This window comes from Pseudomonas fluorescens, from assembly GCF_012974785.1.
Taxonomy (GTDB): domain Bacteria; phylum Pseudomonadota; class Gammaproteobacteria; order Pseudomonadales; family Pseudomonadaceae; genus Aquipseudomonas; species Aquipseudomonas fluorescens_BT.
Map to the genome: position 1 here is coordinate 3,371,882 of NZ_CP027561.1, position 19,793 is coordinate 3,391,674.

Below are 19,793 nucleotides of genomic sequence, written 5' to 3' on the forward strand. Positions count from 1 at the left end.
GCGCCGCACATTTCTGGGTTGCTGAGCCATGGCCAGAATGTCGGTCACCGGCACACGTGGCTGGACGACGCGACGAACAATGCATTCAGCCACCAGCCCGGCGAGACCCGAACCGACGCCGTGGTCTTCGCCAGGCGCGGCGCCTCGGTCAAAGTCCCCAACGTGGGATAACGGAACAAAAACGAGGCCAGAAACATCCACGCACTGAAACACGTATTGATTGATCTAATCCATACCCAAAACAGACCAGCATATAAATATAAAACCGATCACGGACCAAACACTAAATCTTCAGCCTGCTCAAGAGTCAACACCTGAGTCAACTCAATCTTTAGATAACGATAAGCCCTAGGGTTGAATTTGATCTGCACAGCTGGGTTTTCACTGGCATTCGACAGCCAATCATAATTATTGCAATAGTCCGCAGGTATGTTTTGCCACTGCTGAGCTTCTGGAACCGCAAAGCTCTCCATATCGACCAACTCTCGATTGCAATATACAGCCCATATATCAACTCCCTCCTGAGGAACAACAGTAGAAGCAATCCCATATCCATAAGTATAAAGGGCCGGTGTTTTTTTAAAGGATTTTATTACATAAAATCCACTTCCCAACTCCCCGCCTGATGCATGATCCCAAGCCCCTGGCACGACTCTCAGACCGCTTGTCAAAGATGCCCTATGTCCAGATCTAGTAGCGTGAAAACCTATTAATCTCATAGAAAACTCCATTTAAGTTACACGATTCATCCAAACTCACAGGCTGAGTAAATCGCCCTCCAGGAAGACGAGACACCTAGATTAAATAGATCGGGTTCCGTCAGTTCGCCATCAATTTAGATGATGAGAGCTGTCTACCCCCTAAAAACCCCTGACTTGATATAACAGCCGGCCAGGCGCCCTGTCCACACGCAAACTCTTGGTCTATCGCCCGAGCATTTTTACTTCTCTTTATCCAAGCTTAATGCCAGCTATCAAGAAATAGACCATTCCCGAATAAAACGCCAATACGCCAGCCTCATAGGTCTACCTGGAGCAGCCCATGGCCCCTTCCCACCCTATATTGATCGGTGACTGCATCGACATGATGTGGACTCTGCCCGACCAGTCAGAGCAGTGCTGTTTGACCAGACCGCCCTACTTCGAGTTGCGGGATGACGGCGTCGACGCGCAGATAGGCCAGGAAGAAACCCTGCCGAGTAGCAACGGAAATATGAAAGCGGTGGCCAGGAAGCCAAACGGCGTTGGCTGGGGGCATGGCACCTATAGTCAAGACAGCGCCCGTGGCAGGATCAAGGCGGTGGTCGCCATACAGGAAGGCCGAAAATCGATCCTGTGCGAACTAAACCCGGACTATGCAGCCATGGCCGAACAGCGGATAGCGGCGGCATGGCTCGACGGTGCGGCACAGATGGACGTGATTCACGATTCTGCGCCGGCCGCCTGATCCGCCAGAGCCTGACGACAAAATTGCCGTGCCTGGACTCATGCCTGCTTGAGTGGCTCGCTCTTTCCCCTCAAAACAGCATCATAGGCATTCTGCAACTCGATGCTTGCACGGGTCGGAATAAAGTCCGATACCGAAGGTTCACGGGGGCAGCTCTTGGTCATTGAAAGCGCGTGAGCAACCAAGTCATCAAGATTTACACCAAACCTTTCTGATGCGATCAGCACAGATATGAGGGCAGTTTGTAAGGCACTTTCACGAACAACGGCCATTTTGATCTCCCTTCGGCCTCATGCCGAGCCGCAAAAGTTAACCGATCCGACATCATTTTGCCATAACCCTATGCGGCGCATCCGGTAACGGAGGACAGCGCCCGACTGGAGGTCACCGACAGACCTGGCCGCAATTGCCGGCCAGCGGAATTGAAGAGGTAGGCCATGGCCGGTCCGATTCCTCAGATCGAGAACCGAAAAATCGCCACCTACCGATGCAGGAAGCTGCGCGGCGAGTTCGTTAAATCCGGTGCCGATAGGAAGGCTATTACCAAGCAGGAATCCATCGAGTCGGCCCGTCAGCTCCGGAAGCAATGTCGGAATGAAGCCGAGGCGAAAGGGTTGTTGACTGCGTAAACCACCGCTCACCCGGGCAAGGAAGTGCGCCATGAACATCACGAAGATCATCAAGGGCCGGCCGATAGCAGCCGCCCACGAACGATCGCAACCCGTCATTCGTGATCCATAGTTTTGGACTCAAATTGGTTTTCTGTTCCCTGCATCAACATCGCACTTCTACTGAAACTACGCTTTGAGTGAGCGCCCTATCTACTCCGGCTCCACGTCCTCGACCGGCAATGAAGCAAGCATTTCTGCCCGGCACACCTCAAGGATTTCATCAGCAAGTGCGGAGTCATCGGGGCAAGCACGCGACAAAATAATCGCGCCGACCGCACGCGACAGCAGGTCGATCATTTTCTTTCTCCCCTCACCCTCTGCGGCATCCGGCCCTGTCGGATATTTTCCCCCCAGGGTTTGCAAGGTGCGTTCAATGCCTTCAGCAAACGTCGCTTTCACATCGTCCGTCTGACGCGCCGCGTCGCCACACAGTGCGGCCATCGTGCAACCGCTGCCGCGTCCGTCGCGATGTTCTCTGCTCACATAGACGTTGATGAAACCGGGCACGTCGAGCGCCTGGGCACCTGTTAACGATTTGCCAAGACTGCAGGCCGAGGCTTCGGCCATCAGGTCGGCCTTCGAACCGAAGTGCTTGTAGAAGCCTCCATGAGTGAAACCGGCAGCCGCCATGAGGTCCGCTACACCGACGCCGTCAAAACCACGCACACGGAACAGCTCTGAGGCCGTTTCAACGATGTGTTCTCGATTGGCCTGCGCCTGGGCCTTGGTCACTCTCACGTGCAATACCTCGTGTTCAGCGGGAATTCCTGCGTCCGATGATACATAGATGTCGACCATAATCAAAACCGTTGACAGTTTAGATTTCGATCATCATCCTAATTTCACACCCACCGATCTCCATCCACGGGCACGGAAGATTCATCAGATGACCAAACAGACTCTGTTCACCCCTTACACGCTAGGCAGTCTCGCCCTGTCGAACCGCGTCGTTCTTGCACCGCTGACACGCAACCGCGCGGGCCAGGGCTTTGTCCCGAGCGAATTCGCGGCGACCTATTACAGCCAGCGCGCCAGCGCCGGCTTGCTGATCAGCGAAGCTACTCAGATTTCCCGACAGGGTCAGGGTTATCAGGACACCCCCGGGATCTACACCCAGGCACAGATTGACGGTTGGCGCACAGTCACTGATGCCGTCCACGCCAAGGGCGGAAAAATCTTCCTGCAGCTGTGGCATGTCGGCCGCGTTTCACACGTTGACCTGCAAGAAAACGGCGCCGCACCGGTGGCCCCTTCTGCGCTGCGTGCCGCGACCAAAGTGTTCGTCAACAACCGCTTTGAAGACGTCTCCGAACCCCGCGCCCTGGAAACCAGCGAACTGCCGGGGATCGTCTCCGATTTCCGCCAGGCTGCGGCCAACGCGGTCGATGCGGGGTTCGATGGCGTGGAGATTCACGGTGCAAACGGCTACTTGCTGGATCAATTCCTCAAGGACAACGCCAATCTGCGGACCGATGCCTACGGCGGCTCGATTGAAAATCGTGCGCGTCTGTTGCTCGAAGTGACGGCGGCTGTCATCAACGAGATCGGCGCGGATCGCACTGGCGTGCGCCTGTCTCCCGTGTCGCCGGCCAATGGCGTGTCTAGCAGCGATCCGCAGGCGCAATTCAATTACGTTGTCGAGCAACTCGACGCCCTCGGTGTGGTTTATCTGCACATGGTCGAAGGCGCGACCGGCGGCCCGCGCGACGTGGCCCCTTTCGATTTCGGTGCCCTGCGCCAGCGCTTCAAAAACACCTATATCGCCAACAACGGCTATGACCTGGACCTGGCGAACGCGCGGCTCGCCGAAGACCAGGCCGACCTGATCGCCTTCGGTCGCCCGTTCATTGGCAACCCGGATCTGGTGGAGCGCCTCAAGCAGGGCGCGCCGCTGTCCGCGTTCAATCCCGCCACCCTCTATGGCGGCGGCGCGGCGGGCTACATCGACTACCCGACGCTGGCTGAATCAAGCGTCAGCGCAAGCTGAGCGCGTTCTGTTTCTCACCTCCTGAAAGAGAGATACCCCATGAGCACTCGCCCTACTGTTCTCATCACCGGCGCCTCCACCGGCATTGGCGCCGTCTACGCCGAACGCTTCGCGCAACGTGGCCACGATCTGGTACTGGTCGCCCGCGATAAGGCTCGCCTGGACACACTGGCAGCGCGTTTGCGCAGCGAGCACGACGTCGCCGTCGATGTCATCCCCGCAGACCTGACCCAACTCGGCGATCTCAACACCGTTGAAAGCCGCCTGCGCGATGACGCCCGCATCGGCGTTCTCGTCAACAACGCCGGCGCTGCGCTGTCCGGCCACTTCGTCGACCAAAGCACCGACAGCGTTGCGCAACTGGTCGCCCTCAACACCACAGCGCTGGTGCGGCTCGCCAGCGCCATCGCCCCACGCCTGGCCAAGGCCGGCGACGGCGCAATCATCAACATCGGTTCGGTGGTGGGTCTGGCGCCGGAGTTCGGCATGACGGTCTACGGTGCGACCAAGGCCTTCGTGCTATTCCTTTCCCAAGGCCTGAGCCTGGAGCTTTCGCCTCAGGGCGTCTACGTGCAAGCCGTGTTGCCCGCCGCCACCCGCACCGAAATCTGGGATCGCTCCGGCGTCGACATCAATACCCTGAGCGAAATCATGGAAGTGGGTGATCTGGTGGATGCCGCACTGGTCGGCTTCGATCGTCGCGAACCTGTGACCATCCCGCCGCTGCACGAAGCTGAGCGCTGGGATGACCTGCAGGGCGCACGCCAGGGCCTGCTGGGGCAAATCCGCCAGTCTGCGGTCGCCCAACGCTACCAGACGCCACAGTGATTTTTTTGCTAGCGAGCATTCGCGGCAGATTCGATGCAGGCACACGGCATTGCATCGAATCCTGCCCGCTGTCCGGAGTGACAATGAGTTCAATGCAGACAAATTCCCGCTCGGGTTTGCCGACGCCATTTCTTGACGCGGCGAACCAGTCGATCACGGTCAACGGCATTCCCTTCGCCTACCGCGATACCGGGCCCGCGACCGGCATGCCCTTGGTACTGTTCAACCATTGGGGTGCAGTACTGGACAACTTCGACCCCGCGATCATCGATGGCCTGGCGCAAACCAGACGCGTCATCACCACCGACTATCGCGGCATCGGCAACTCGGGGGGAACCGCGCCACTGACAGTGAGCGAAATGGCCGACGATGCCATCCAGCTGATCAGGGCGCTGGGGCTGAAAACCGTGGATGTGCTCGGTTTCTCCCTCGGAGGTTTCGTCGCTCAGGATATTGCCCTCAAGGCGCCTGACTTGGTACGCCGGTTGATTCTGACCGGTACTGGACCGGCGGGCGGCACCGGCATCGACAAGGTCGGCACAGTATCATGGCCATTGATCCTCAAAGGCTTGCTGACCCTGCGCGATCCCAAGTTCTACCTTTTCTTCACCTCGTCGGCCAATGGGCGACGGTCTGCCTCGCAGTATTTAAGACGCCTAAAGGCACGCAAAAAAAATCGCGACAAGGGCCCGACGCCCCGCGCCTTCCTGCGGCAATTGAGAGCCATCACCGCGTGGGGCAGACAACAGCGGCAAGCGCTTGGGCACTTGCGCACGCCGACGCTAATCGTCAACGGCGACAACGACCTCATGGTGCCCAGCGTTAACTCATTTGAGCTGGCCAGGCTTATCCCCAACGCACAGTTGGTGATTTATGAGGATGCCGGGCACGGCGGGATTTTCCAGCATCACGCCGACTTTGTGGCCAAGGCGCAGGCGTTTCTCGATGCGTGACCACGTCACGCAGCAACACCGCAACCCCACCGACTACCCTCCGTATAACCAGCAAGAGTCGCACCACGATGAAAGCATTTCTGATTGATGGCTATGGCAAGAATCCCGGACGCATTGGCGAAGCGCCCGCCCCCGCCGTCGGTGCCCACGACGTCTTGATCGAGGTCCATGCGAGCAGTGTCAACGTGCTGGATTCGAAGATCCGCAAAGGCGACTTCAAGCTGATTCTGCCCTACGCCTTTCCGTTGATATTGGGTAATGACCTGGCGGGGGTTGTGGTTGAAGTCGGCCCGCAGGTGACACGCTTCAAACCGGGAGACGAGGTATACGCTCGCCCGCCCGAAGCGCGGATCGGGACCTTCGCCCAATTGATCGCCGTGAACGAAAACGCGGTCGCCCTGAAACCCGCCAATACCGACATGGCACAAGCCGCATCCCTGCCCTTGGTTGCACTGACCGCCTGGCAAGTACTGGTTGAAACCGCCCGGCTGCAAAAGGGCCAGAAAGTGCTGATTCACGCAGGTTCTGGCGGCGTCGGCACCATTGCGGTTCAGCTTGCCAAACACCTCGGTGCGTTTGTCGCCACAACTACCAGCACCGCCAATGTCGAATGGGTCAAGGCGCTGGGGGCCGATCTAGTCATCGACTATAAACAGCAGAACTTCGAAAATGTACTGCGTGACTACGACGTGGTGCTGAACAGCCTTGGCGCCGACGTGTTGGAGAAATCACTCGTGGTCCTGAAACCCGGTGGTCAACTCATTTCCATCTCGGGCCCACCCACTGTGCAGTTCGCGAGGGAGCAAGGGTTGTCCTGGCCATTGCAGCAAGTCATGCGCCTGTTGAGCCTTGGCATTCGTCGCAAAGCGCGCAAGCAGGATGTCAGCTACGCGTTCGTGTTCATGCGGGCCAATGGCGCTCAACTGCAACGCATCACCGCGCTCGTGGAGGACGGAATCATCAAACCTGTGGTTGATCGCTCCTTCCCCTTTGAATCAACGGCCGAGGCATTGAAGTACGTTGAGCGGGGACGCGCCAAGGGCAAGGTCGTTGTTGCGCTCAAATGACCACGCCGCCGACTCATGAGTCGACCACAGAAACTGCACAGCTTTTACTGCTTGAGCGGTCATCAGCCGAGGTGATTTCGCCAGAGGTGCAGGAACAGGAAGCGCCGCAACCGGATGTTACGCGGGTTGAACCGCCCGTTATCGTTTGGCGCAGTTTGATGCTTGAGCCCTAGGGCGAAACGGGTTGAATGTAATCTCGTCAGGCTGTCGCGTTCGACTCGACAAGATGAACTTCCGTGGTATTGCGCCCGGCCAGCCAGGCCAGCACAGACGCGGCGACCAGGACAGCGGCGCTAAGCTCGAAGGTGGCTTTGTAGCCGCTCAAATCAAAGGCCAGACCGCCAATGATTGCGCCGGCGGCGATCGCCAGTTGGACGATGGCCACCAGCAAGCCGCCTCCGGCTTCCGCATCATCCGGGAGCGTCTGCGCCAGCCACATCCACCAGCCAACCGGCGCGGCCGTGGCGACCAGCCCCCAGATTCCGAGCAACACGGCGGTCAGCAGCGGTGATTTGCCGAAGCTGACCAACGCCAGCGCGATGGCCGCCATGATCAGCGGGATGATGGTCAACGTGCGGTAGAGGCTGCGCCCCATAAACCGCTCGATCAAAAAGGTGCCGATAAAACCGGCCAGCCCCAGCCCCAGCAGCATGAACGACAAGGTTGAGACACTGACGCCAGTCACGCCCTCAAGAAAGGGCCGCAGGTACGTGAACAGCATGAACTGGCCCATGAAAAATACGCTGACGGCGACCATGCCCAAAGCAACTGGCAACTGCTTCATCAGCCGCAGGACATTGCCGCTACCTGCCTGGCGTTCGGCCTTGAAGGACGGCAGGCTGATCAGCAGCCACACGGCTGCCAACGCTGCGACCGGCACCACACAGAAGAATGCGCCGCGCCAGCCGATCAACGAGCCAAGGAAGCTGCCCGCCGGAGCGGCGATGACCGTCGCCAGAGCGTTACCACCATTGACGATGGCCAACGCACGGGCAACCTGATCAGGTTGCACCAAACGCATGGCGGTCGCCGCCGATAGTGACCAGAAACCACCAATCGCAATCCCGATCAAGGCACGTCCAAACATGAATGACGCGTAGCCCGGGGCGAACGCGACGACCGTACCGGAGACGATCATCAGCAAGGTCAGGCCCAACAACAATTTCTTCCGTTCGATGCGAGCGGCGACCGAGGCAATCAACAGACTGGTGATCAATGCAAAGGCACCGGACACGGAAATCCCCTGCCCTGCCTGACCTTCGGTGATGTGCAGGTCAGCCGCGATGGGCGTCAGCAGGCTGACGGGCATGAACTCTGAAGCGACCAGGGCGAACGCGGCCAACGACATCGCCAGCACGGCGCTCCAGCCGCCTGTTCTTTTAGAAGGATCTGTAGAAGGAAACGTCATGAGAAAGACCTGTAGAGCGGAATACGTATGGATGTGATGCGCAGGGGTCAGCGGTTCTTCGTCTATGCGGGCACTGCCCCTGTAACAGATAGACACATTCTCCCGGTCAATCCGGCCCTTCCCTAGCGCATTCCTCTTGAATGCTTGCCTGATCCTCTGGCGATGCAGGCTGACGGATAGGAAACGTCTCGCGCGCGGATTAGAGTTCGGACAACAGGAGTGACCCGACATGAACCCGCCCTCTCTGCCCCAGGAATCGCCTTTGGCCTTGCACATCGACCCGCGCCTGAGCACGCCGGGTGACTTCGCCACGGCCATACCCGGACTGACGCTGTTTCGTCGCGACCAGCCGGCGCCCCCCGCTGTGTGCATGATCGAGCCCAGCCTGATTCTCGTGGGTCGCGGCGAAAAGCGCTTGTGGGTCGGTGGTGAGGGCTACAGCTATGACCCATCGCGGTTTCTGGTCACGTCGCTGGACCTGCCCGCCAACTCCGAAGTGATGCTCGCCAGTCCCGAACAGCCCTGTGTCGGCCTTGTGCTGAAACTGGATGTCAGCATGCTTGCCGAGGTCATTACCAAGAGCGGCTTGCCCGCGAAACGCCAGCCATCAACGGGTACGGGCGCTGCGATTGGCAGCCTGTCGTCAGCGTTGGAGGACGCGCTCGATCGCTTGCTGGCATTGCTTGATGAACCCGAGGCGATCCCGGTCCTGGCACCGCTGATTCTGCGAGAAATTCACTATCGACTGCTCCACACCGACCAAGGCCCGCGGCTGCGGCAGATCACTGCCGTCGACGGTCAGGGTTATCGCATCGCCAAGGCGATCGACTGGCTCAAGGTCAACTACACCGATGCCCTGCGCATCGATGATTTGGCCGCGCGGGTACAGATGAGCGCGCCGACCTTTCACCATCATTTCCGCCAGCTCACCGGCATGAGTCCGCTGCAGTACCAGAAATGGCTTCGGCTCAACGAAGCCCGGCGGCTGATGCTGATCGAGCGCCTCGATGTGTCGCGGGCAGCGTTTGCGGTCGGCTATGAAAGCCCTTCGCAGTTCAGCCGCGAATACGGCCGCCTGTTCGGCACCGCGCCGAGTCGTGACATGGCCCTTTTGCGCGGGCAGCCCTTCGAGGCAGAAGCGCTCGGCACAGTCGCGAATTGAACGAAAACCGGTGATTCGCCCCGCCACGTGTCACCGCTCATAACAATGCACGTCAACCGATGATCAAGCGGGTGAACCATGGAACTACGAATCAACCAGAAGACCTATCAGGTCGATGCCGACGCCGATACGCCCTTGCTGTGGGTGATCCGCGATGATCTGGGCATGACCGGGACAAAGTACGGCTGCGGACTGGCGCAATGCGGCGCCTGCTCGGTGCTGGTGGACGGCAATGTGGTGCGTTCCTGCGTCACGCCAGTGGCCGGTGTAGTTGGCCGCGAGGTCACCACCATTGAAGCCATCGAAACCGATGACGTGGGCAAACGAGTCGTCTCGACCTGGGTCGATCTGCAGGTCGCCCAGTGCGGCTACTGCCAGTCCGGGCAGGTGATGGCCGCCACCGCGCTGCTCAAGCAGAACCCCAAACCGAGTGATGCACAGATCGAGGCGGCGATGGTCAATCTGTGCCGCTGCGGTACTTACAACGCCATTCATGCCGCCGTGCATGAGCTTGCCGGCAAGGGGGACGCGTGATGAACGTTCGTATCGACCCTTCACAACACGCTTCAGTACTGGATCTGCATGAACCGATCAATGTGTCGCGCAGACGTTTTCTGACCGGTACCGCCGTCGGCGCATTGGTGCTCGGCTTCGGTCTGCCGCTGGGTGTGACACGCGTACAGGCGGCTGCAGCAACTGCAACTGCCGAGCGTGGCACACAGGTCCCGGCGTTTCTCGAGATCCGCCCGGACAACCGCGTGCGTCTGCTCTGCCCATTCATGGAAGGCGGACAAGGCACGTTCACTGCGATGGCGCAGATCGTCGGTGAAGAACTGGATGCCGACCCGGCGACCTTTCTGGTCGAAGCCGCGCCACCCGGCGAAGCCTATGTGGTGATGGAAAACGGTATGCGCATCACCGGCGGCAGTATGTCGGTGCGCATGAGTTACCCGGTCATGCGCCGCCTCGGTGCCCTTGCCCGCGCCATGCTGTTGCAGGCGGGCGCGCAGCAACTTGGCGTGCCGGTGAGCGAGTTGAGCACCGAGCCTGGCAAAGTCGTGCACGCCAAGTCGGGGCGCTCGTTGGCCTACGGTGAACTGGCCGAGCGTGCGATGGATCTGCCGGTTCCCGATCCGGCCTCTGTGAAGCTGCGTGATCCGAGCCAGTTCCGCTGGATCGGCAAACCGGTGAAGCGTCTCGACGCTTACGACAAGTCCACGGGCAAGGCGCTGTACAGCATCGATCTGAAAGTCGACGACATGCTGCATGCTGCTGTTCAACATGCGCCGCGCCTGGGCATGACCGTGAGCAACCTGCGCAACGAAGACCAGGTCAAGGCAATGAAAGGCGTGCATTCCGTGCACCGGCTGCCGGGCGCAGTGGCGGTGGTCGCCGAGCGCTGGTGGCACGCCAAACGTGCCGTCGAGGCGATTCAGGTCGACTGGCAAGAGCCGACGGCCGACAGCCAAGTGCGGCCGATGCCCGCCGACTTTTCCAGCGATGCGTGGTTCAAGCGCCTCGCTGAAGATAAAAGCCCCGCCAAAGATGATGAACATGAAGGCGATGTGGCTTCGATTCTCAAGGAGACCAAGACCCGGATCGACGCCACTTACCACAACCAATACCTGAACCACGGACAACTGGAGCCGCCTTCAGCACTGGCCCGATTCAATCCGGATGGTTCGCTGGAGGTCTGGCTGCCGAATCAGGCGCCGGATATGTTCCGCGCCGACATCGCCAAGCGCACCGGGCTCGATCCGTCACGCATCACCTTGCATTCGCCGCTGCTGGGCGGGTTCTTCGGTCGGCATTTCCTCTACGACTCGGCCAGTCCCTACCCTCAGGCCATCACGCTGGCCAAAGCGGTTGGGCGCCCGGTCAAACTGATCTGGAGTCGCGAGGAAGAGTTTCTGCGTGACGTGCTCCGTCCCGTTGCGGCGGTGAATTTCCGTGCCGCGCTGGACAGCGACGGCTGGCCGCTGGCAATCGAAGCGATCAGTGCCACCGAAGGTCCGACCGAAGCCCTTGCCGGAAAGCAAGGTGAAAAACTCGACCCGACGGCGCTGGAAGGGTTGTCGGGCAAGTCCTATGCGATACCCAACAAGCGCATCGCGCAGATCTACGTCAAAGGCCCGGCCATGCTCGGTTACTGGCGCTCGGTGGGTAATTCCCTCAACGACTTCTTCTATGAATCGTTCCTCGATGAACTGGCCGACAAGGGCGGCAAAGATCCGTTCGACCTGCGCCTGCATTTGCTGCGTGACAACAAACGGCTGACCACGTTATTGCAAGCAGTGGGTGAATTGTCGGGCGGCTGGAAGCGTGGCCCGTTTACCGCCGAAGACGGCAGCCGACGGGCGAGAGGCGTGGCCATGGCTTCGCCGTTCGGTACGGAGACTGCGGTGATCGCCGAGGTCTCCATCGAAAACGGCCAGGTCAAGGTGCATGACATCTGGCAGGCGATTGACCCCGGCAGCATCGTCAATCCGGCGATTGTCGAGGCTCAGGTGAATGGTGCCGTGGCGTTGGGACTGTCGCAAACCCTGGTGGAAGAAGCCGTGTGGATTGATGGCAAGCCTAGGGCGCGCAACTACGACTTGTATCCGATCCTGCCGCCTGCGCGGATGGCACGGGTTCATGTGCGTGTGGTCGAGAGCGGGGAAAAAATGGGTGGCATCGGTGAACCGCCGTTGCCTGCCGTCGCGCCTGCCGTCGCCAATGCGGTGGCAACGCTGACCGGGCAGCGGGTACGCAGCCTGCCCCTGAGCCGACACACCTTCACCTGATCATCGCCGGAGCCTTTATGAACAACAGCCGATTCGCAAGAACCGCTGGCTGGTTGGCCGTGCCATGTCTGGTCGCGGCAGGCCTGCTGGCCTGGTATGTCACCCGCGAGCCCGTCTCGCGCCTTGAAAACCATCAGATCGCCGTGGCCGATATCGACCCGGCACTGGTCTCGCGTGGCGAATACGTCGCCAGACTCAGCGATTGCGTAGCCTGTCACAGCGTGCCGGATGGCGCGCCGTTCGCCGGTGGGCTGGAAATGGCCACACCGCTGGGCGCGATCCATGCGACCAATATCACCCCGGACATGGACACCGGCATCGGTTACTACAGCCTGGCGGACTTCGACCGTGCCGTGCGCCACGGCGTAGCTCCCGACAGCCGCCGGTTATACCCGGCGATGCCCTACCCGTCCTACGCCAAGCTCAGTGACGATGACGTGCGTGCGTTGTATGCGTTCTTCATGAAAGGCGTGGCGCCGGTCAAACAGGCGAACATCCCGAGTGCGATTCCGTTCCCGTTGAACCTGCGCTGGCCGATTGCACTGTGGAACGGTGTGTTTGTCGATGCCGAGCCCTACGTAGCCAAACCGTCGCAGGATGAACAGTGGAACCGTGGCGCTTACCTCGTTCAGGGCGCCGGACACTGCGGCAGTTGTCATACACCGCGCAGCCTGGCGTTCAACGAAAAAGCACTGGATGAGTCCGGCAAGCCCTACCTTGCCGGCGCCTTGCTCGATGGCTGGTACGCGCCGAGCCTGCGTGATGATCACAACACCGGCCTGGGCCGTTGGAGCGAGTCGGAAATCGTGCAGTTCCTCAAGACCGGGCGCAACCAACATGCGGTGGTCTACGGCTCGATGACCGAGGCGTTCAACAACTCCACGCAGTTCATGAGCGATGACGATCTGACAGCCATTGCCCACTACCTGAAGTCGCTTCCCGGGGATCGCGAACGGGATGGCGCACCCTGGCAGTACCAAGCGGTTTCGGCAGCGCAACGTCTGGACTCGCCCGGTGCTCATACCTACGTGACACGCTGTGCGTCTTGCCACGGTCTGGACGGCAAGGGTCAATCGCAATGGATGCCGCCGCTGGCCGGCGCGACCTCTGCACTGGCCAAGGAAAGCGCCTCGGCGATCAACATCACCCTCAATGGCGCGCAACGTGTGGTGGCGGCCGGCGTGCCGGATGCCTATCGCATGCCGGCCTTCCGTGAGCAGCTGTCGGATCAGCAGATCGCCGAAGTACTGACCTTCATGCGCAGCACCTGGGGTAATCAGAGCAGTGCTGTCGACGCACAGACGGTTGGCAAACTGCGGAAACACACCGACCCGGCCAGCAGCAGCCCGATCATTCTGCAGATGCGTTAGAGGAGAACCCGATGGAGAGCATCGACTTGCTGGTCCTGCGCACAGCGCGGGATACCCCACAAAGTGACTGACGATCACGAATTGCGGAAAAGATTTTTTGATTGCGGAAAAAAGAACTAAGGGCTTGCATGAGATATATCATGCAAGCCCTTGATATTAATGGTGCCCGAAGCCGGAATCGAACCGGCACGCCCTTACGAGCGGGGGATTTTAAGTCCCATGCGTCTACCAGTTTCGCCATTCGGGCGGTAGCGCGGTGTTACATTGCTCTGATGCCGGTTAGCAATCCTGACAGATCGTTACCCCGTTCAGCAGAGGGGGAAATATATACATCAGTCCCCTGTGAAGCAAGTTTGCAAAGGCTGTTTTAAAGACTAAATCTTTCAGCGTAATACAAATAAAAAAGCTCCGTAAATCATGGATCTACGGAGCTTGTTTATAGTGGAGGCCGAGGTCGGAATCGAACCGGCGTAGGCGGATTTGCAATCCGCTGCATAACCATTTTGCTACTCGGCCTCAAAACATTTGTCGTCAGTAGCGCAACAACAAACGCTGTACAAACTTGGAGCGGGAAACGAGACTCGAACTCGCGACCCCGACCTTGGCAAGGTCGTGCTCTACCAACTGAGCTATTCCCGCTTGGTGTGGCGCATTCTATAGAAATCAGAAGCGCCGTCAACCCTTTGATTCAAAAAAGTTTTATTTCTTTTCAACATCGGTCTTCAGATGCGGCCAGGCAGCCCGAAGGTATTGAACCATCGACCACAGGGTCAGGCCTGCCGAGACCATCAGCAACGTATAACCGAGAAAAACCCAGAAGCTGAAAACCTTGGGATTGGCCAGGAGAATCACCAGCGCAAGCATTTGCGCAGCGGTTTTCCACTTACCCAGGTTCGATACGGCAACATGAGCCCGCGCACCGAGTTCGGCCATCCACTCACGCAATGCAGAAACCACGATCTCGCGACCGATGATCACGGCTGCCGGCAGTGTGAGCCAGAGGTTACCGTGTTCTTGCACCAGCAACACCAGTGCAACGGCAACCATCAGTTTGTCAGCGACAGGATCCAGGAACGCGCCAAACGGGGTGCTTTGCTCCAGGCGCCGCGCCAGGTAACCGTCCAGCCAGTCTGTGGCTGCCGCGAAGGCAAATACCGAACTTGAGGCCAGATAACTCCACTGGTAAGGCAGATAGAACAGCAAAATGAAAATCGGGATGAGCAGGACACGGAGAACGGTAATCAGATTAGGGATATTCATCGGCACAACTGGCTACGAGGTGAATGGGCATTCTACTCACTATGCAGGTTTGCATAAATCGACTCTGCTAGCTTTTTGCTGATCCCCGGCGCTTTGGCGATCTCTTCGATGCTTGCACGAGACAGCTCCTGCAATCCACCAAAATGTTTCAACAAATCCCTGCGACGGGTCGGGCCTACCCCCGCCACGCCTTCCAGTGTTGACGTACGCCGGGTTTTACCGCGACGGGCACGGTGTCCGGTAATCGCAAATCGGTGAGCTTCGTCACGGATCTGCTGAATCAGGTGCAACGCCGGGGAGTCGCCGCGCAGGGTGAACTCGTGCGCCGCATCATTCAGATACAAAGTCTCGAACCCCGCCTTGCGCGTCGCGCCTTTCGCAACCCCCAGCAGAATTAGATCCGGCACTGCCAGTTCATTGAGCACATCCCGGGCCATCGACAACTGGCCCTTGCCACCATCCACCAACAGAATGTCCGGCAACTTGCCCTCCCCGTCCTTCAACTTGCTGAAGCGCCGGGTCAGCGCCTGATGCATGGCGGCATAATCGTCACCCGCCGTCACACCTTCAATGTTGTAGCGGCGGTAATCCGACTTGATAGCGCCTTCCGGACCGAATACCACACAGGACGCCACCGTCGCCTCGCCACTGGAGTGGCTGATGTCGTAACACTCCAGGCGCTGTGGCGGCTCATCCAGGTTCAGCACTTCAGCCAACGCCTCGAAACGCGCCGCGACATGCTGACGATTGGCCAGCCTTGCCCCCAGCGCCTGTTCGGCGTTGGTCACGGCCAGTTGCTGCCAGCGCGCCCTGGTTCCGCGGACCCGATGGCTGATGGTCAACTCGCGCCCCCGCAGTTCATGGATCGCGTCAATCAATGCAGGGAAATCATCATGAACCACGTTGACGATCAGTTCGCTCGGCAAGTCGCGCTCAGGGCTACTGATGAAATACTGGCCGAGAAATGCAGCCATGACTTCGGCGACGTCCTCTTCGATACCGACTTGCGGGAAGAAATTCTTGCTCCCCAGAACCCGTCCACCTCGCACACTGATCAAATGCACACAGGCACCGCCCGGGTTGACGAATGCGGCGATTACATCGATATCGCCAGTACCACCTTCCATACTTTGCTGATCCTGGACCCGACGCAGTAATGCGATCTGGTCGCGCAGTTCGGCGGCGCGTTCAAACTCAAGATTGATCGCAGCCTCCTCCATCGCACCGGACAGCTCGTTGGTCAACGCATGGCTGCGCCCCTCAAGGAACATCACCGAGTGGCGAACGTCTTCGGCATAGACCTCAGGTTCGACCAGTCCGACACAAGGAGCCTTGCATCGCTTGATCTGGTACTGCAGGCACGGACGGGTCCGGTTCTTGTAATAGCTGTCTTCACACTGACGCACGAAAAACGTCTTTTGCAGAAGACTCAGGCTTTCACGAATGGCCCCGGCACTCGGGTAAGGGCCGAAGTACTTGCCCTTGGCCTTCTTGGCGCCGCGGTGAATGCTCAGTCGCGGGAACTGCCCGTCAGACAGAAAAACGTACGGATAGGACTTATCGTCGCGCAGCAGAATGTTGTAAGGAGGTCGCCATTCCTTGATCAGTGTCTGTTCAAGCAGCAGAGCCTCGGTTTCGTTGGCCGTAATCGTCGTTTCGACCTGGGCGATTCGCCCCACCAGAGCAGCTGTTTTAGGCGCCAGCCCGGTCTTTCGAAAGTAACTGGCCAGACGTTTCTTGAGGTTCTTGGCCTTGCCGACGTACAACAGACGCGCATCACTGTCGAACATGCGGTAAACGCCGGGGCGCCCGCTGACCGTCGACAGAAACGCGCCGGAATCAAATGTCTCAGTCATGGTCAGGCGCTGGCATCGACCATGCCATGGCGTACCGCAAGCAGCGTCAGCTCGACATCGCTACTGATCGAAAGCTTCTCGAAAATACGATAACGGTAAGTGTTGACGGTCTTAGGCGACAGGCACAATTTGTCGGAAATGATCTGTACCTTCTGACAGCCGACAATCATCAGGGCAATCTGGATTTCCCGCTCCGACAAGGCGTCGAACGGAGAATCATTGGTTGGCTGAAAGGACTTGATCGCCAGTTGCTGGGCAATCTGCGGGCTGATGTAACGCTGACCGGCGAACACCAGGCGAATGGCTTGCACCATTTCCGGCAGTCCGGCGCCCTTGGTCAGGTAACCCGCAGCCCCGGCCTGCAACAAGCGCGTAGGAAAAGGATCTTCCTCGCACACGGTGACCGCAACCACCTTGATGTCCGGATGGCTGCGCAGCAATTTGCGCGTGGCTTCCAGGCCGCCGATGCCAGGCATCTTGACGTCCATCAGCACCACATCGGGTTTCAACTCACGGGCCTTGATAAGGGATTCTTCCCCGGACTCGGCCTGACCAACCACTTGCAGGCCATCGATATCGGCCAGCATACGTGTAATGCCTGTACGAACGAGATCATGGTCATCGACCACTAGCACCCTAATCAAGCAGACACCTCGCGATATGGTCTTATTGGGATGCCGGACACCTTAGCAAAAAGTACCCGGCAGACCTAGCGGCAAGCGACATATAAAAAGTTTCAATTCATCATTCAAGGCTTGCCGGACGTGCGTTTCAGAGCACACGTGTACTTAAATCGAGCTGCATCCGCAGGAAACAGTCGTCACCGCCCTGCTCAACCAATCCCTTTCTGCGATACAGGTTTTGCGCCGGGTTGTTCTTGAACACCGTGAGGCGCACTGCCGGACGACGCTCCCGGCACGCCATTGCCACAACCTGATCGATCGCCCAGGAACCTGCCCCTCGCCTTTGAAACGCCTCACAGACCTGCAGCTCACGAATATACAAGGCTCGCGCATCACGACTCAGGCTGAAATAGCCTGCAGGAGTAGTACCGCACACGATCAACCAGTTTTCGCGACCGGCCCAGGCCATATCGAATGCATCGTCCTGCCATAGCAAATCGTAGTTCATGTAGTAGCGGAGCATGTTCCGGCAAGTGATTTCTCGCGCAAATGACAGGTCATCGGTCGTTGACTGCCGCAAATGAAAACCTGTCTGCTCGTCCCCTTCACTCATGAACTGACTTCTCCCGCGATGTCGGCGCCAACGCGACTCTGCCCTGAATCGCTGAAAAAGAGGCAGAGTGTGTCACACATGACCGAAGGCTCAAGCCATAGAAACGCTCTTTGAACTTCGATAGCATTTTCTGATTGCTGACGCGCCCCGGGCTCTAGTAAGCTCGGCGCATTCATCGGAGACACATAATGTTCAACGCCATCGTACAGCTGCCTGACACCCGCGCCCTGCGCTCGGTTGCTGCTGCCCGCGTGAACGGCGCCTGTGCTCCTGCCAGCTTTTATTTTGGGTATTGGTTTAGCCACTGGCGCGCCTGATACCCAACCGGCGCCCATACAAACGGGTCGCCTACCAGAGAAATCTCAACCCCCGGTCGGCCTCCCGACCGGGGGTTTTGTTTTTTCAGACCCCGAATTTTCAGCGACACACCAGACAAATTGAGGAATTGCCACATGAACTACGCCACTTATTACCGCTACGACACCTTTACCGCCTGGCGATTTAGCAGCCTCCGCTCGGGACAGCCTGCCGCCTCCGATCGGTCACCCACAGGTGGCAAGCCAACAAAAGTAGCCAATCCGGCCAACTGTCGAACACCCCAATAGGGCCGAGTCGGCGGGAAAGCCCCGCGACCAGCCCAGGAAAATCGCATATGAACTCGTCCGTTTCTGCTCTGCCACTGTCCACCCTGAACCCGGCCAACGAAGCATTGACTCTGCGTCTGCCCAGTTCGCTGCAACTCAAACAGCAATTGCCCTTGGCCAGCGCCTTGAGCCAGCAGGTCGCCAGTCACCGCCAGGCGATCCGCGCCATTCTCAACGGCGAAGACCCTCGCTTGCTGGTCGTCGTCGGCCCTTGCTCGATTCACGACCCGCAATCCGCCCTCGAATACGCAAGCAAGCTCGCCCGACTGGCCGATGACGTCCATCACGAGATGCTGCTGGTGATGCGCGCTTACGTCGAAAAACCCCGTACCACCGTCGGTTGGAAAGGCCTGGCTTACGATCCGCATCTCGATGGCAGTGATGACATGGCCGCCGGCCTGACACTGTCACGCGAGCTGATGCTGGAAATGATCCGCCTCGGCTTGCCTGTTGCCACCGAACTGCTGCAGCCCATGGCTGCCGGTTACTTCGATGACCTGCTCAGCTGGGTGGCCATCGGTGCGCGAACCACCGAGTCACAGATCCATCGCGAGATGGCCAGCGGGCTGGGCATGCCGGTTGGTTTCAAGAATGGCACCGATGGCGGCGTAGCCATCGCGGTCGACGCCATGCGCTCGGCCGCACATCCTCATCGTCATTTCGGAGTGGACAGCCAGGGACATCCCGCAATCATCGCGACCTCAGGCAATCCAGACACGCATCTGGTCTTGCGCGGCGGCCATCAAGGACCGAATTACGACTCCGCCAGTGTTGCCCGAATCCATACGGAACTGAGCCGCTTGAAGATTCCGGGCCGGATCATGGTCGACTGCAGTCATGCCAACAGTGGCAAAGACCCACTGCGACAGCCGGACGTTTTCAATGATGTGCTGAAGCAGCGCCTCCAGGGAGACCACTCACTGGTCGGCATGATGATCGAGTCACATTTGTTCGAAGGGTGCCAACCGCTGAGTGAGTCGTTGCGCTACGGTGTCTCGGTAACGGATGGCTGCCTGGGTTTCTCTGCCACGGAACGTCTGCTGCTCAACGCTGCGGAGCGTCTTCGGAAACCGTCCCGGGCCTGAAAATGAAACCGGCCTTCCGGAGCGTGCATGCCCG

19 protein-coding genes, 3 tRNA genes and 1 pseudogene are annotated in these 19,793 nt (G+C 58.9%); 11 read left to right on the forward strand and 12 right to left on the reverse strand.

Annotated elements, in window-relative coordinates; translation table 11 throughout:
- Positions 1 to 269: 269 nt before the first annotated feature.
- The gene (locus C6Y56_RS15030; protein WP_169430562.1) at positions 270 to 719 is read right to left on the reverse strand and encodes a hypothetical protein; all 450 of its coding nucleotides are present in this window, start codon (positions 717 to 719) and stop codon (positions 270 to 272) included.
- Between the two features lie 577 nt (positions 720 to 1,296).
- Between C6Y56_RS15030 and C6Y56_RS29225 the strand changes: the two are divergent.
- A pseudogene (locus tag C6Y56_RS29225) lies at positions 1,297 to 1,446 on the forward strand (DNA-methyltransferase); the annotation flags it as partial.
- A 38-nt stretch (positions 1,447 to 1,484) separates the two neighbouring features.
- Here the strand turns inward: C6Y56_RS29225 and C6Y56_RS15040 are convergent.
- From C6Y56_RS15040 to C6Y56_RS15050, 3 genes are all read right to left on the reverse strand, one after another.
- Positions 1,485 to 1,718: a hypothetical protein gene (locus tag C6Y56_RS15040; RefSeq protein WP_169430564.1), complete on the reverse strand. Its 234-nt coding sequence runs from the start codon at positions 1,716 to 1,718 to the stop codon at positions 1,485 to 1,487.
- 18 nt (positions 1,719 to 1,736) lie between these two features.
- Complete coding sequence (locus C6Y56_RS15045) at positions 1,737 to 2,174, reverse strand: hypothetical protein (protein WP_169430565.1); 438 nt, start codon at positions 2,172 to 2,174, stop codon at positions 1,737 to 1,739.
- Positions 2,175 to 2,267: 93 nt separating this feature from the next.
- On the reverse strand, positions 2,268 to 2,855 hold the full coding sequence (locus C6Y56_RS15050; RefSeq protein WP_169432651.1) for a TetR/AcrR family transcriptional regulator: 588 nt from the start codon (positions 2,853 to 2,855) through the stop codon (positions 2,268 to 2,270).
- Between the two features lie 148 nt (positions 2,856 to 3,003).
- On the opposite strand from C6Y56_RS15050, the gene C6Y56_RS15055 reads away from it, so the two are divergent.
- From C6Y56_RS15055 to C6Y56_RS15070, 4 genes are all read left to right on the forward strand, one after another.
- A complete protein-coding gene (locus C6Y56_RS15055) occupies positions 3,004 to 4,104 on the forward strand; it encodes an alkene reductase (protein ID WP_169430566.1) in 1,101 nt (366 codons plus the stop codon).
- Positions 4,105 to 4,143: 39 nt separating this feature from the next.
- Positions 4,144 to 4,932: an SDR family NAD(P)-dependent oxidoreductase gene (locus tag C6Y56_RS15060; protein WP_169430567.1), complete on the forward strand. Its 789-nt coding sequence runs from the start codon at positions 4,144 to 4,146 to the stop codon at positions 4,930 to 4,932.
- 83 nt (positions 4,933 to 5,015) lie between these two features.
- A complete protein-coding gene (locus C6Y56_RS15065) occupies positions 5,016 to 5,885 on the forward strand; it encodes an alpha/beta fold hydrolase (RefSeq protein ID WP_169430568.1) in 870 nt (289 codons plus the stop codon).
- Positions 5,886 to 5,953: 68 nt separating this feature from the next.
- On the forward strand, positions 5,954 to 6,952 hold the full coding sequence (locus C6Y56_RS15070) for an NADP-dependent oxidoreductase (protein ID WP_169430569.1): 999 nt from the start codon (positions 5,954 to 5,956) through the stop codon (positions 6,950 to 6,952).
- A gap of 199 nt (positions 6,953 to 7,151) precedes the next feature.
- Here C6Y56_RS15070 and C6Y56_RS15075 read toward each other — a convergent pair whose 3' ends face one another.
- Positions 7,152 to 8,360, reverse strand: a complete 1,209-nt coding sequence (locus C6Y56_RS15075; protein ID WP_169432652.1) for an MFS transporter — start codon at positions 8,358 to 8,360, stop codon at positions 7,152 to 7,154.
- Positions 8,361 to 8,589: 229 nt separating this feature from the next.
- Between C6Y56_RS15075 and C6Y56_RS15080 the strand changes: the two genes are divergently transcribed.
- The 4 genes from C6Y56_RS15080 (at position 8,590) to C6Y56_RS15095 (ending at position 13,678) form a co-directional block, all read left to right on the forward strand.
- Positions 8,590 to 9,522, forward strand: coding sequence for an AraC family transcriptional regulator (locus tag C6Y56_RS15080; protein ID WP_169430570.1), 933 nt, complete (start codon positions 8,590 to 8,592; stop codon positions 9,520 to 9,522).
- A gap of 78 nt (positions 9,523 to 9,600) precedes the next feature.
- Positions 9,601 to 10,056 carry a (2Fe-2S)-binding protein gene (locus C6Y56_RS15085; protein WP_085611777.1) on the forward strand — a complete coding sequence of 152 codons (456 nt, stop codon included), beginning with the start codon at positions 9,601 to 9,603 and terminating at the stop codon, positions 10,054 to 10,056.
- A complete protein-coding gene (locus tag C6Y56_RS15090; RefSeq protein ID WP_169430571.1) occupies positions 10,056 to 12,308 on the forward strand; it encodes a xanthine dehydrogenase family protein molybdopterin-binding subunit in 2,253 nt (750 codons plus the stop codon). Before C6Y56_RS15085 ends, C6Y56_RS15090 begins: the two co-directional genes overlap by 1 nt.
- Positions 12,309 to 12,325: 17 nt before the next feature.
- Positions 12,326 to 13,678, forward strand: a complete 1,353-nt coding sequence (locus tag C6Y56_RS15095; protein WP_169430572.1) for a c-type cytochrome — start codon at positions 12,326 to 12,328, stop codon at positions 13,676 to 13,678.
- A gap of 160 nt (positions 13,679 to 13,838) precedes the next feature.
- Here the strand turns inward: C6Y56_RS15095 and C6Y56_RS15100 are convergent.
- The 7 genes from C6Y56_RS15100 to C6Y56_RS15130 form a co-directional block, all read right to left on the reverse strand.
- Positions 13,839 to 13,925 (reverse strand) — tRNA-Leu (locus C6Y56_RS15100).
- Positions 13,926 to 14,120: 195 nt separating this feature from the next.
- Positions 14,121 to 14,194: transfer RNA gene (locus C6Y56_RS15105), tRNA-Cys, on the reverse strand.
- Positions 14,195 to 14,241: 47 nt separating this feature from the next.
- Positions 14,242 to 14,317, reverse strand: a tRNA-Gly gene (locus C6Y56_RS15110).
- Between the two features lie 60 nt (positions 14,318 to 14,377).
- The gene (gene pgsA, locus C6Y56_RS15115) at positions 14,378 to 14,938 is read right to left on the reverse strand and encodes a CDP-diacylglycerol--glycerol-3-phosphate 3-phosphatidyltransferase (RefSeq protein ID WP_169430573.1); all 561 of its coding nucleotides are present in this window, start codon (positions 14,936 to 14,938) and stop codon (positions 14,378 to 14,380) included.
- 32 nt (positions 14,939 to 14,970) lie between these two features.
- The gene (uvrC, locus tag C6Y56_RS15120) at positions 14,971 to 16,794 is read right to left on the reverse strand and encodes an excinuclease ABC subunit UvrC (protein WP_169430574.1); all 1,824 of its coding nucleotides are present in this window, start codon (positions 16,792 to 16,794) and stop codon (positions 14,971 to 14,973) included.
- A gap of 2 nt (positions 16,795 to 16,796) precedes the next feature.
- Positions 16,797 to 17,438, reverse strand: coding sequence for a response regulator transcription factor GacA (gacA, locus tag C6Y56_RS15125; RefSeq protein WP_024012761.1), 642 nt, complete (start codon positions 17,436 to 17,438; stop codon positions 16,797 to 16,799).
- 127 nt (positions 17,439 to 17,565) lie between these two features.
- Positions 17,566 to 18,030, reverse strand: a complete 465-nt coding sequence (locus C6Y56_RS15130) for a GNAT family N-acetyltransferase (RefSeq protein WP_169430575.1) — start codon at positions 18,028 to 18,030, stop codon at positions 17,566 to 17,568.
- A 188-nt stretch (positions 18,031 to 18,218) separates the two neighbouring features.
- Between C6Y56_RS15130 and C6Y56_RS29400 the strand changes: the two genes are divergently transcribed.
- Both C6Y56_RS29400 and C6Y56_RS15135 read left to right on the forward strand, forming a co-directional pair.
- Positions 18,219 to 18,347, forward strand: a complete 129-nt coding sequence (locus tag C6Y56_RS29400; protein ID WP_279382168.1) for a hypothetical protein — start codon at positions 18,219 to 18,221, stop codon at positions 18,345 to 18,347.
- A 335-nt stretch (positions 18,348 to 18,682) separates the two neighbouring features.
- On the forward strand, positions 18,683 to 19,759 hold the full coding sequence (locus tag C6Y56_RS15135) for a 3-deoxy-7-phosphoheptulonate synthase (RefSeq protein WP_169430576.1): 1,077 nt from the start codon (positions 18,683 to 18,685) through the stop codon (positions 19,757 to 19,759).
- Positions 19,760 to 19,793 lie beyond the last annotated feature (34 nt).